The sequence below is a fragment of the Methylobacterium sp. XJLW genome, from assembly GCF_003254375.1.
Classification (GTDB): Bacteria; Pseudomonadota; Alphaproteobacteria; order Rhizobiales; family Beijerinckiaceae; genus Methylobacterium; species Methylobacterium fujisawaense.
The window spans coordinates 2,730,039-2,742,214 of sequence record NZ_CP016429.1 but is presented as its reverse complement, the minus strand read 5'-3'; the positions used below and the strand labels follow the sequence as shown (position 1 = coordinate 2,742,214).

General features: G+C 69.5%; 12 protein-coding genes. 8 read left to right on the top strand and 4 right to left on the bottom strand.

Going from position 1 to position 12,176, the window contains the following annotated elements; genetic code table 11:
• Positions 1 to 3 precede the first annotated feature (3 nt).
• The 6 genes from A3862_RS12720 (at position 4) to A3862_RS12695 (ending at position 7,178) form a co-directional block, all read left to right on the top strand.
• Complete coding sequence (locus A3862_RS12720) at positions 4 to 1,566, top strand: type II and III secretion system protein family protein (protein WP_420845322.1); 1,563 nt, start codon at positions 4 to 6, stop codon at positions 1,564 to 1,566.
• Positions 1,567 to 1,602: 36 nt separating this feature from the next.
• Entirely contained in the window at positions 1,603 to 2,346 is a 744-nt protein-coding gene (locus A3862_RS12715) for a CpaD family pilus assembly protein (protein WP_051976176.1), read from the top strand.
• Between the two features lie 75 nt (positions 2,347 to 2,421).
• Positions 2,422 to 3,666: an AAA family ATPase gene (locus A3862_RS12710; RefSeq protein WP_043349286.1), complete on the top strand. Its 1,245-nt coding sequence runs from the start codon at positions 2,422 to 2,424 to the stop codon at positions 3,664 to 3,666.
• A 57-nt stretch (positions 3,667 to 3,723) separates the two neighbouring features.
• On the top strand, positions 3,724 to 5,166 hold the full coding sequence (locus tag A3862_RS12705; protein WP_043759097.1) for an ATPase, T2SS/T4P/T4SS family: 1,443 nt from the start codon (positions 3,724 to 3,726) through the stop codon (positions 5,164 to 5,166).
• A gap of 4 nt (positions 5,167 to 5,170) precedes the next feature.
• Positions 5,171 to 6,169, top strand: coding sequence for a type II secretion system F family protein (locus tag A3862_RS12700; protein ID WP_043385699.1), 999 nt, complete (start codon positions 5,171 to 5,173; stop codon positions 6,167 to 6,169).
• A 31-nt stretch (positions 6,170 to 6,200) separates the two neighbouring features.
• On the top strand, positions 6,201 to 7,178 hold the full coding sequence (locus tag A3862_RS12695) for a type II secretion system F family protein (RefSeq protein ID WP_043385697.1): 978 nt from the start codon (positions 6,201 to 6,203) through the stop codon (positions 7,176 to 7,178).
• A gap of 25 nt (positions 7,179 to 7,203) precedes the next feature.
• On the opposite strand, the gene A3862_RS12690 is transcribed toward A3862_RS12695, so the two are convergent.
• Positions 7,204 to 7,437, bottom strand: coding sequence for a GcrA family cell cycle regulator (locus tag A3862_RS12690; protein ID WP_020095642.1), 234 nt, complete (start codon positions 7,435 to 7,437; stop codon positions 7,204 to 7,206).
• Positions 7,438 to 7,840: 403 nt separating this feature from the next.
• On the opposite strand from A3862_RS12690, the gene sseA reads away from it, so the two are divergent.
• Together sseA and A3862_RS12680 are read left to right on the top strand one after the other, a co-directional pair.
• The gene (gene sseA / locus A3862_RS12685) at positions 7,841 to 8,686 is read left to right on the top strand and encodes a 3-mercaptopyruvate sulfurtransferase (protein ID WP_111473628.1); all 846 of its coding nucleotides are present in this window, start codon (positions 7,841 to 7,843) and stop codon (positions 8,684 to 8,686) included.
• 161 nt (positions 8,687 to 8,847) lie between these two features.
• On the top strand, positions 8,848 to 9,324 hold the full coding sequence (locus A3862_RS12680; RefSeq protein WP_043759099.1) for a hypothetical protein: 477 nt from the start codon (positions 8,848 to 8,850) through the stop codon (positions 9,322 to 9,324).
• Between the two features lie 204 nt (positions 9,325 to 9,528).
• Here A3862_RS12680 and A3862_RS12675 read toward each other — a convergent pair whose 3' ends face one another.
• From A3862_RS12675 to A3862_RS12665, 3 genes are read right to left on the bottom strand one after another with little or no spacing between them, the layout of a single operon-like run.
• Positions 9,529 to 10,353: an FTR1 family iron permease gene (locus A3862_RS12675; RefSeq protein ID WP_043351362.1), complete on the bottom strand. Its 825-nt coding sequence runs from the start codon at positions 10,351 to 10,353 to the stop codon at positions 9,529 to 9,531.
• Positions 10,354 to 10,406: 53 nt separating this feature from the next.
• On the bottom strand, positions 10,407 to 11,840 hold the full coding sequence (locus A3862_RS12670) for a 4Fe-4S binding protein (RefSeq protein WP_043759100.1): 1,434 nt from the start codon (positions 11,838 to 11,840) through the stop codon (positions 10,407 to 10,409).
• A complete protein-coding gene (locus tag A3862_RS12665) occupies positions 11,837 to 12,172 on the bottom strand; it encodes a cupredoxin domain-containing protein (protein WP_043351359.1) in 336 nt (111 codons plus the stop codon). The genes A3862_RS12670 and A3862_RS12665 overlap by 4 nt, the downstream gene beginning before the upstream one ends.
• Positions 12,173 to 12,176 lie beyond the last annotated feature (4 nt).

Genomic DNA, 12,176 nt, shown 5'->3' with positions numbered 1-12,176 from the left:
GCCATGACCGCTCCGTCCCCCCACCCGCGCCCGATGAGCCGCCCCGCCGGCCGCGCGGCCGGCGCCCTCGCCCTGCTGGCCGTCCTGTCCGGACCGGCCCCCGCGCAGGACCGCCAGACCTTCGGTCCCGCGCCGATCCTGACGGTCGGCGCCGCGGAATCCGCCTCGACCCGGCGTGTCGAGCTGACCGCCGGCCGCTCCGTGATCGTCGACCTGCCGCGGGACGCCAAGGAGGTGTTCGTGGCCAACCCCGCGGTGGCCAACGCCGTGGTTCGCTCGACCCGCAAGGTCTTCGTGATCGGCATGGCCGACGGCGCGACCTCGATCTTCATCATGGATGCCGAGGGCCGCCAGATCGCCGCCCTCGACGTGTCGGTGGCGCGGGATCTCAACCTCGGGACCCTGCGCGAGTTGCTCGGCCAGAGCATCCCGGGCGGGCGCTTCGACGTGCGCTCCTCGGGGGCCTCGGTGCTGCTCTCGGGGTCGGTGAATTCCTCCGCGGACGCGCAGCAGGCGATCGACATCGCCAATGCGTTCGTGGGGCTGGGCGGCGGGGGCGCGGCGGGGGCCGCGGGGGCACCGAGCGGCGGTGTCACCGCGGGCGCGCGCGGCGCCGTGATCAACAACCTCACGATCCGCAACAAGGACCAGGTGATGCTCCGCGTCACCGTGGTGGAGGTGTCGCGCAACGTCCTGAAGCAGTTCGGGATCAACATGACCGGCAACTGGTCGGCGCTGAACCCGCTCGGTTCCGCGACGTCACCGGCGCTGATCAACAACCTGCCGTTCCCGATCAACCCATCGGCTCCGAGCGGCAACCAGATCCAGGCCTCGATCCAGTCGGGCGGCTTCTCGCTCCAGGCAACCCTGAAGGCCTTCGAGCAGGCGGGCGTCTCGCGGATCCTGGCCGAGCCGACGCTCACCGCCATCTCCGGGGAGGCCGCGAAGTTCCTGGCCGGCGGCGAGTTCCCGGTGCCATCCTCGGCCGCCTGCACGGTGGGCGGCGTGTGCACCCCCGGCATCACCTACAAGCCCTACGGCGTCGCCCTGTCGTTCACGCCGGTGGTGCTCGCCGACAACCGCATCTCGATCCGCGTCGCAACGGACGTGACCGAGATCGATCCACAGCAGAACTTCACCTACGTCGTCGGGAACAACTCGGTCGCGGTGCCGGGCACCCGGGTGCGGCGCTCCGAGACCACCGTCGAGCTGCCCTCGGGCGGCGTGATGATGACCGCCGGCCTGATCCAGCAGGTGAACAAGCAGGCGATCTCCGGCCTGCCCGGCCTGATCAATCTTCCGATCCTCGGCGCGCTGTTCCGCTCCCGCGACTACCAGCGCCAGGAGACGGAGCTGATGATCATGTGCACCCCCTACATCGCCCGGACGATGGAACCGAAGCAGGTGAGCCGGCCGGACGACAACTTCGTCGATTCCACCGACGGCCAGGCGGTGCTGCTCGGCCAGATCAACCGGCTCTACGGCAAGGTCGCCTCCCCCGGGGCGGCCGCCGCGCCGCCGCTCGGACGCACCTATCGCGGCCGCGTCGGCTTCATCGTCGAGTAGCGCCCCGCGTCACCGCCGCGCCCCAGGATCGGAACCATGACCGGACGTCCCCCGCCCACCCTGCCGCGCCGCGCCGCGAGCCTGCTCGCCGCCTGCACGCTGGGCGCCCTCGCGGCGGCCTGCAAGAGCGATCCCGCCACCACCGGCGGGATCGACGTGACGGATTACCGCGCACGCCACCCGATCGTCCTGACGGACGGGGCCCGCAACCTCGACGTGTTCCCCACCGGCGTAGGGCATCTGGATCCGCGCCAGGCGGCCGATGTCGATGCCTTCATGCTCGAATACCGCCGGTACGGCCGCGGCGCCCTGCTGATGGAGGTTCCGCAGGGCGTCCCGCCCAACCAAGTGGCCGCCGTCCAGCGGACCGCCTCGGTGCTCGGCCGGTTCGGGACGCAGAACGGCATCGGCGTCCGCGAGATCACCGTCACCGGCTACGTGGTCACCGCCCCGACCCTCGCCGCGCCGATCCGGCTGAGCTTCCAGCGCATGCAGGCCAAGGTGTCCGACGCCTGCGGCCTCTGGCCTCAGGATCTCGGGACCCGAAGCTTCGCCTACGATTACAGCAACCAGCCGAGCTGGAACCTGGGCTGCGCCACGCAGTCTAACGTCGCCGCCCAGGTCGCAGATCCGGTCGACCTCGTGCGCGGCCGCCCCGAGGGTCGGATCGATACGGTCAAGCGCGTCCGGGACATCGGGCAATTGCGGGACGGCAAGGATCCGTCAACCACATGGCGGCAAGATGGGCAGACCGCCGTGAAGTCCCAAGTCACCAACTGAGACAGCCGGCGTTGGGACGGGCAGCCCCGCCGCTCCCCGACGCCGCGCCCCGAACGCGAACCCGAAAGCGCCGTCATGGCAGACCTGTCCGAGACGAGCGAGCGCACGATCGCCCCGGTGCCCCGGATCACCATCCAGGCATTCTGCGAGACCGGCGAGACCGCCGCGATGATCGAGGGCGCAGCCCTCGACCGGCGCATGCAGAAGGCGCAGGTCAAGGTCCGGATGGGCGGCGGCGCCGCCGCGATCGAGGCCTATCGGCACGCGCCGACGCCCAACGTCATCATCATCGAGATCCAAGGCGCGCGCTCGAAGCCGATCGAGTGCCTCGATGCCCTGGCCGAGGTCTGCGACGAGGGCACCCGCGTCGTGGTGATCGGCCACCTCAACGACGTGATGCTCTACCGGCAGTTGATCCAGCGCGGGGTGTCCGACTACCTCATGGTGCCGGTCGAGCCCCTGACGCTGATCGCGGCGATCTCCGACCTGTTCACGGCCCCGGGCGTCAAGCCGGTGGGACGGACCGTGGCGGTCTACGGCGTGAAAGGCGGCATCGGCGCCTCCACGGTGGCGCACAATTTCGCGTGGTCGGTTGCCCGGAACCAAGGCGTCCAGACGGTGATCGCCGATCTCGACATCGCCTTCGGCACCGCCTCGCTGAACTTCAACCAAGATCCGCCGCAGGGCATCGCCGAAGCGGTCTTCGCCCCCGAGCGGCTGGATTCCGCCCTGGTGGAGCGGCTGCTGTCCAAGTGCAGCGACAACCTGAGCCTGCTCTCGGCGCCGGCGAGCCTCGACCGGACCATCGACCTGTCCGAGCCGGCCTTCGACGCGCTGATCGAGCACATGCGGGCGAGCGTACCCTGCGTGGTCCTGGACATCCCGCATCAGTGGAACGCGTGGTCGAAGCGCATCCTGACCGCGGCCGACGAGATCCTGATCGTGGCCGGTCCCGATCTCGCCTGCCTGCGCAACGCCAAGAACCTTCTCGGCGCGCTGAAGCACGGGCGCCCGAACGACCAGCCGCCCCGCGTTCTGCTGAACGGCGTCGGCGTACCGAAGCGGCCCGAGATCGGCACAGCCGAGTTCGCCAAGGCCTTGGAGACCCCGGTCGCCCTGTCGATTCCGTTCGAGCCGACGCTGTTCGGCACCGCCGCCAATAACGGCCAGATGATCGCCGAGATCCAGGCCGGATCGAAGGTGGCGGAGCTGTTCAACGATCTGGCCGCCATGACTCTCGGGCGTCCGGAGAGCCGGCGGGGACGTCCGAGCCTGCTCGAGCCGCTGCTCGCCAAGCTCGCCGGCCGCAAGGCATCCTGATGCGGATACGATCCTTCGTCCCACGGGCTCCGCAGGTCAGCGTCGGAGGGCTGACCCATGTTCGGTAGGCGACACGCCGGCGGCACATCGGTGGCCCCCCCGCCGATCCCGCAGGCCCGGACCCCGGCGCCGGCCACGCCGGTCCTGCGCGATGCGGCGGCTCCGGTCGCGCGTCCGGCACAGGCGGCGCCGGTCGTCGTCGAGACCGCGCGGTCCGAGGATTATTACCGCACGAAGAGTCTGATCTTCGGCGCCCTGATCGAGGCGATCGACCTGACGCAGCTCTCGCGCCTCGATGCCGAGACGGCGCGCGAGGAGATCCGCGACATCGTCACGGAGATCATCGGGCTCAAGAACATCGTCCTGTCGATCTCCGAGCAGGAGGAGCTGCTCGACGACATCTGCAACGACGTCCTCGGCTACGGCCCGCTGGAACCGCTGCTCGCCCGCGACGACATCGCCGACATCATGGTCAACGGCGCCCATCGGACCTTCATCGAGGTCGGCGGCAAGATCCAGCTGACCAGCGTCCGGTTCCGCGACAACCAGCAGTTGATGAACATCTGCCAGCGGATCGTCAGCCAGGTGGGCCGGCGCGTCGACGACGCCTCGCCGATCTGCGACGCGCGCCTGCCGGACGGGTCCCGCGTCAACGTCATCGCGCCGCCGCTGGCCATCGACGGCCCGGCGCTCACCATCCGCAAGTTCAAGAAGGACAAGCTGACCCTGGAGCAGCTCGTCCGCTTCGGGGCGATCTCGCCCGAGGGCGCCGAGGTTCTCAAGATCATCGGCCAGTCGCGCTGCAACGTGGTCATCTCGGGCGGCACGGGCTCGGGCAAGACCACGCTGCTGAACTGCCTGACCGCCTTCATCGAGCACGACGAGCGGGTGATCACCTGCGAGGACGCGGCCGAGCTGCAGCTCCAGCAGCCCCATGTGGTCCGCCTGGAGACGCGGCCGCCCAACATGGAGGGCCAGGGCCAGGTCACCATGCGCGATCTCGTCAAGAACTGCCTGCGCATGCGGCCGGAGCGGATCATCGTCGGCGAGGTGCGCGGACCGGAAGCCTTCGACCTGCTCCAGGCGATGAACACCGGCCACGACGGCTCGATGGGCACGCTCCACGCCAACAGCCCGCGCGAATGCCTGTCGCGTATCGAGTCGATGATCTCGATGGGCGGGTTCACCCTGCCGTCCCGGACCCTGCGCGAGATGATCTGCGGCTCGATCGACGTGGTGATCCAGGCCATGCGCCTGCGCGACGGCTCGCGGCGCATCACCCACATCACCGAGGTGCTCGGGATGGAGGGCGACGTCATCACAACGCAGGACGTCTTCCTCTACGACATCGTCGGGGAGGACGCGAACGGCAAGCTGATCGGGCGCCACCGCTCCACCGGCGTCGGCCGGCCGAAATTCTGGGAGCGGGCCCGCTACTACGGCCTGGAACAGCGGCTCGGCGAGGCGCTCGACGCCGCCGAGATCATCGACCGGAGCTGAGCGCATGCCGGACCTGCCCGCCGCGGCCGCCGGCGCCTCCAACCTGCCGCTCGCCGCGGGCCTCATCGGCATCGCGGTCGCGGCGGTCGCCTACGTGGCTGTCCTGCCCCTGCTCGGCGGCGAGCGCCGGGCGAACAAGCGTCTGAAGTCGATCAGCGTCTCCGCCTCCGGCGCGGCGACCCGGGGCGTCGCGGTCAACCGGCGCGAGCAGGTCGCCAAGACGCTGAGCGAGATCGAGGCGAAGGCCAAGGGCGCCTCGAAGGCCAGCGTGGAGCTGAAGCTCGCCCGCGCCGGCCTCGGATGGACGAAGCGGACCTTCTATACGATCTCGGCCGCCAGCGGCGGCGTCCTCGGGTTGCTGATCTTCGTGATCACCGACAATGCCCTCGCGGCGCTCGGGGCCGCTTTCGCGGGGGGCTTCGGCCTGCCGGCGTGGCTGCTGCGCCACCTGCGGCTCAAGCGCATCGCGAAGTTCAACAAGGAGCTGCCCAACGCCGTGGACGTGGTGGTCCGCGGCATCCGAACCGGCATCCCGGTGGGCGACTGCTTCCGCATGGTCTCGCGCGAGGCCGAGGAGCCGGTGCGCAGCGAGTTCCGGACCGTCGTGGAGACCCAGGCCATGGGCCTGTCGCTCGGCGAGGCGTGCACGCGGCTGTTCGAGCGGGTGCCCACCGCCGAGGTGAACTTCTTCGCCATCGTGATCAACATCCAGCAGCAGTCGGGCGGCAACCTGTCGGAGGCGCTGAACAACCTGTCCACGGTGCTGCGCGACCGCGCCAAGATGCGCGGCAAGGTCCAGGCGATGAGCATGGAGGCCAAGGCCTCCGCCTCGATCATCGCCTGCCTGCCCTTCGCGGTGGCGGGCATCACCGCCCTGACGAGCCCCGACTACATCTCGCTGCTCTGGACGACCGATACCGGAAAGGTCGCCCTGGTCGGCGCGGCGATCTGGATGTCCATCGGCATCTTCACGATCAAGAAGATGATCGCGTTCGAGTTCTAGGCGCGGTGCGCCCTCTGCCGGATACCGCCCGATGATCGAAGACATTGCCGAGAAGCTGTTCGATCCCCGCTTCATGGGCACGCTCCTGACCGCGGTCGCGGCGGCGGCGACCGCCTACGCGGTGGCGCAGCCCTTCCTGGAAACCGACAAGCTCAGCAAGCGGATGAAGCTCGTCAGCGACGAGCGCGAGCAGATCCGGCGGCGCGAGCGGGTGAAGGCGGACGGGCCGGCGACCCGGGCCACGCTGCGCGTGGAGCCGAAGGCCTACATGAAGTCCATCGTCGAGCGGTACCAGCTGCGCCGCTGGCTCGGCACCGACACGGCCAAGCGCATGCTGATGCAGGCAGGCTATCGCGGCCCGGGGTCGGAGACGGCGTTCCTGTTCTTCCGGTTCGTCGTGCCGCTCGCCTCGGTGATCGCGGCCCTGTTCTACCTGTTCGTGCTCGAGGTTCTGGATTCATCCTACCTCGTGCGGTTCGGGCTGGTGGTCGGCGCGGCCTATGCCGGCATCAAGGCGCCGGAGCTGTTCCTGGTCAACGCCGCCAAGAAGCGCCAGACCGAGATCCGAAAGGCGTGGCCGGACGCCCTCGATCTCACGCTGATCTGCGTGGAATCCGGCATGGCGATCGAGAACGCCTTCCGGAAGGTCAGCACCGAGATCGCCACCTCCTCGGTCGTGCTGGCCGAGGAACTCGCCCTGATGACCGCCGAGATGTCGTTTCTGCCCGACCGGCGGCAGGCCTACGAGAATCTCGTGCTGCGCACCGGCCTCGAGCCGGTGAAATCCGTCGCCACCGCGCTGATCCAGGCGGAGCGCTACGGCACGCCGGTGGGACAGGCGCTGCGGGTGCTGAGCCAGGAGAGTCGCGACCTGCGCATGAACGAGGCCGAGAAAAAGGCGGCCGCCTTGCCGCCCAAACTCACAGTGCCGATGATCTTGTTCTTCCTGCCCGTGCTGTTCGTGGTCATCATCACCCCCGCCGTCATCCAGGTCATGCGGACACAGTGACGGCCGGGACGAAGAGACGCTTCGCTCAGCGGATGCGGCCGGGCCGGGTCGGCTCGAACACGATGCGGCGGTGATAGGCGCACCAGCTCTTGCCGTCGGACACGGGTGCCCCGCAACAGACGGCTCGGTCGTTCGGCTCACCGATAATGTACTTGCACACGAAGGCTCCGGACTGCGCGAAGGGCACGCGCAGGTCGGCCGACGGCTCCTCGACGGTCTCGGCGTCGCCAATCTGGGACATACGGACGAGTTGATTCATGGCGTTGATCGGCTCAATAAGTATCCTGCTCGGTGGATCATGCACCCCGGCAGACAAGGGAAGTTTGAACGCGTCTCGTTCAGGCGACGGACCCGGCGCGCATCCGCAAGCGGGGCGCCCGGGTCGGCCAACACGATGCCGGCCGGACGACCGACGCGATTGGCGTCATTATGTTGTCGTAACTGGGGTTACGGCTCTTTAAAACAAGACCAGCCTGCGTCGGGTGCATCGGACCACGGTGCGGGATGCGTAGCTCGGCGCATTCGCGCATCGCTTCGATTGGCATTGGCCGGGCCTGACGAATCCGCCGGACGCTCGCCTCCGAGCCTGTCCCGGGCGTGCAACGCGGTGCGACCTGTGGTTCTGTGAGCCTGCAACGCGAACAGAGCCGGATCCGCTGACCATGGCCCACGCGCCCCTCGTGTCACCCGAATGGCTGCACGACCGCCTTCAAGCTCCCGACATCGTGGTCCTGGACGCCTCTTGGTACCTGCCGGCCGCAGGCCGGGACCCCGAGGCCGAATACCGCGCGGCCCACATTCCCGGCGCCCGCCGCTTCGATCTCGACGCCATGAGCGACACCGAGTCGAGCCTGCCGCACATGCTGCCGCGGCCCGAGGTGTTCGCCGCCCGGATGCGCGCCCTCGGCGTCGGCGACGGCATGCAGATCGTGGTCTATGACGGTCAGGGCCTGTTCTCGGCTCCGCGCGTCTGGTGGATGCTCAAGGCCTTCGGCGTGCGGGACGCCCTGGTCCTCGACGGCGGCCTCCCGGCCTGGATCGCGGCAGGCTACCCCACCGAGGAAGGCGAGCCGCACCCGCACGAGCGTCGCCACTTCTCGGCCCGCCTCGATCACGGCGCGGTGGCGGATGCGGACGACGTGGCGCGGGCGCTGGAAACCGGGTCGGCTCAGGTGGTCGATGCCCGTTCGGCGACACGATTCCGCGGCGAGGAGCCCGAACCCCGGCCCGGCGTCCGACCGGGGCATATGCCGGGCGCCTGCAATCTGCATTACGCGGCACTCCAGCGTGACGGCCGGATGAAGACCCCGGAGGAATTGAAGTCGGTCTTCGCCGAGAACGGCGTCGATCCGGACCGGCCGATCGTGACCACCTGCGGCTCCGGCGTGACCGCGGCGATCATCGCGCTCGCTCTCGAGACCATGGGCCGCCCGGCGCGAAGCCTCTACGACGGCTCCTGGTCGGAATGGGGTGCCGATCCGGCCCGCGCGGTCGCGACGGGCGCCTGAGGAAAACGGGCGCCTGAGAAGCGGGCGCGCCGCCAGAACCTGCCCTCGGACATGGCGGGCTGCCGCCGTGTCCGGACCGATCTGATCGTGTCCTTGAAACCTTCGTGGCAGATTTCGATATATCGAATGCGCCTGCGGTTGGGCGCTCCACGGAGAAAATCATGCCGCTTCACGACACGACCGCCCTCTCGGGCACCATCCGGCACGTCTTCGCCCATCGTTTCACCCTCGAGGCGGGCGGCGAGACACATCTGGCCGATCTCGGCCCGAAGGGCGTGGACGCGTTTCCGATCACGAGCGGGCTGCACGTGACCCTGGAGGGCGAGCGCCGTCCCTCGGAGATCAAGGTCACACGGATTTCGGCCGCGGGCCGGGATCCGGTGGAGATCCATCACAAGAAGCCCCACCACGCCCCCGGCTCCAAGCGGGCGGATGGCCCCGCCGATCCCGCGCATGCCCTCGCGGCGGCGGCCTCGGCGGGTTGGATGGTCGTAAACGCGCCGCGCCGCAAGCCGAAGCATTTCGAGGTGCTGGCGCGCCGGCGCGAAAGGGCCGACACGGAACTGCACATCGATTTCGGCGGCACGATCTACAGGGAGAAGCCGGCCGATCGCGCGAAATGGGCTGCACCGGCCTGAGGGCCGCAGCCCGATCCGCCGCATCGCCGATCGGTGCGGCGGAACCGGTCGCCTCGCGTCGAGGACACACAGCCGGGTGGCCCCTTGGCCCGGGACGCCCGCACCCCGGCGCCGGATCTGTCCCGACCGGGTCAGCCGGGCGGCGCACAGTCTCCGCACATCACGCTGTCGGACGGACCGGCCGCCATGGGGTCGGACGCCGCTCTACGCCGCCCGCACCGCGCGGCGCTGGTCGGCGGCGCTCCATTGCATCAGGCCGATCATCACCGCGATGGTGGCGATGTAGACCAGACCCTGCAGGGCGGTCGGGCGGTCCGTGTAGCCGACCAGGGCGTGCAGGACGCGGCCGGGCCAGGAATTCTCGGCGATCAAACCGGAGCTGTTCCACAGGGTGTGGCCGAGGACGTCCACCACGCCGGCATTGCTCAGAAACTGCGCGGCCTGCGCAGCCAAGCCGGCCGCGAGGAAGATGATCAGCACGCTCGTCACCGAGAAGACGTAGCGGCTCGGAATCGAGGCGAGGCCGAGATAGGTGACCGCCGAGAGGAGCACGCCCGCACCGATGCCGGCGACGGCGCCGAACTGGATGTCGGCCCCCGAGGTGCCCGAGGCCACGAGGCCATACAGGAACAGCACCAGCTCGGCGCCCTCGCGCAGGATCGCGGCGCCGATCACGATCGAGAGGGCCGCCGCCTCCCGCTCCCCCGATCGCACCGCCGCGCCGGCGGCGCGCAGCTCGCCCGCCAGTTCCTTGCCGTGCTTGCTCATCCAGGTGTTGTGCCAGACGAGCAGCAGCACGGCGACGATCAGGACCGCGGCGTTCAGGATATCCTGCCCGCTCCCCTCGAAGGCATCGGAGATCTTCTCGGCGAACAGCGCCACCAGGGCGGCACCCGCGAGGCCGCCGGCAACGCCGAGCAGGACCCAGCGCATCCGGCCCGGGATGCCCCGGGTGGCCGCCAGCACGATGGAGATGATGAGGCCTGCCTCGATGACTTCGCGGAAGGCGATGACGAAGGCGCCGATCATGGCGGTCTCCAGGGGTTATGCGAGAGCGTGAAGCACCGCGCGCGGACCGCGCGCTACCAGATCCAGAACAGGAGCACCCAATTGGCCACCGACAGGGCGGCCGCCCCGGCGATGCAGGCTGCGGCCGCCACCCGGCGGACCCCACCGACGGCAAGCCCCGCCACCTGCCAGGCGAGCCAGACGCTCCACAGGCTCGCGCCGGCGAGCAGGGCCGTGCGGATCTCCGCCACGTAGGGGATCACGATGCCGTCCCCGCGGAGGAACGTGACGGTCAGCGCCGACAGGCCCAGGAAGACGCCGCAGCCCGCCACGGGGATCAGCGTCTGGGTCAGGTGGTGGAAGCGGCGCAGGGACCAGCCCCCGAGGGACAGGGTCGCGAGCGCCACGATCCCCGACAGGGCGAGCCCGAGGACGATCGTCGCGGCGCCGATGTAGGCCAGCAGCAACCCGCCGTCGAGGAGGGTCATGACGTCGTTGCGGTCAGGGTAGTTCGTCAGCACGAACCAGGGCGCCGAATGCTCCAGGGGCCACGTGATCCCGCGTTCGATGAGCCACGTGGCGGCCCATTGCTTGGCGTCGACGTACCAGGGACTCGACGACCACTGGAAGGCGCCGACCGCCAGCGCCAGCATGCCGAACAGGATCAGCATGGTCTGGTCGAGGCTGGGCTCCTCGCCCGCAACGCGGACGATCTCGTGATTGGGGGAGCGCAGGGCGAGGCGCACGGCGCCGCGATGGCCGCTGCAGCGCCCGCACATATGGCAGGCGCCCGCGCCGCGCATGGTCTTTACCGGCACGAGGGGCGCGCAGTTGAAGCTCTCGGTGCCCCCGACGGGCTTGGGCGAGACCGCCCAGGCGGCGCTGTCGACCTGGAAGCTGACCGGCGCCAGCTTCGACAGCACCGCGAAGACGCCGTTGACCGGGCAGAGGTAGCGGCACCAGACGCGCTTGTTGCGCCCATAGAGCAGGCCGACCACGATCGCCGCCAGCGTCGAGCCCCCCAGGACCGCGAGGACCGGCTTGGGATAGCCGTAGACGCTGGTCATCTGCCCGTAGACGGTGGTGCCGGCAAAGGCCACGAAGGGCCAGCCCTGCCAGGTGATCCAGCGCGGCACGGCATAGCCGCGGCTCCAGCGGCTTGCGAATTCGCTGAGCGCGCCCTCGGGGCAGAGCACGCCGCACCACGCACGGCCGACCAGGACCATGCTCACCAGCACGAACGGCCACCAGATCCCCCAGAACGCGAACTGAGCGGCGAGCGTCAGGTTGGTCCAGATATGGGCGGCGTTGTCGGGGAGCGGCAGCAGCGCCGGGACGATCACCAGAACCGCGTAGACGGCAACGATCAGCCATTGCACGGCCCGGATGATCCAACCGTACCGGCGCAGCCCGTCGCCGAACCGGGCCAGCGCACCGTCGATGACGGATCGACGCGGCGGAACACGGCTCAGGGCAAGGGAGGCTGGCGCTGTCGTCGACGCGCTCATTTGGCCACCAAAGTCGCCTTCGCCTCCGGGTGGAAGTCGTCGAACACCTGGTAGGTGCCGGCATCGAGGGTGCGGAACACGATCGCCGAGGTCGAGCCCGCGGCCAGCGCCTTCTCGCGCTTGAGTTCCGTGCTCTCGAACTCAACCGGGCTCTGGCCGGTATTCGAGATCTCCAGCTTGAACCGGGTGTTGGCCGGCACCTCGATCACCGCCGGAAGGATCACCCCATCGCGCATCTCGACCTTGATGACCGGCATGTCGTCGGCCCGCGCGGACGCGACGGCGACCAGCAGCACGGCGGCAGGGGCGAGGAAGCGCGACAGGCGGGACACGGAC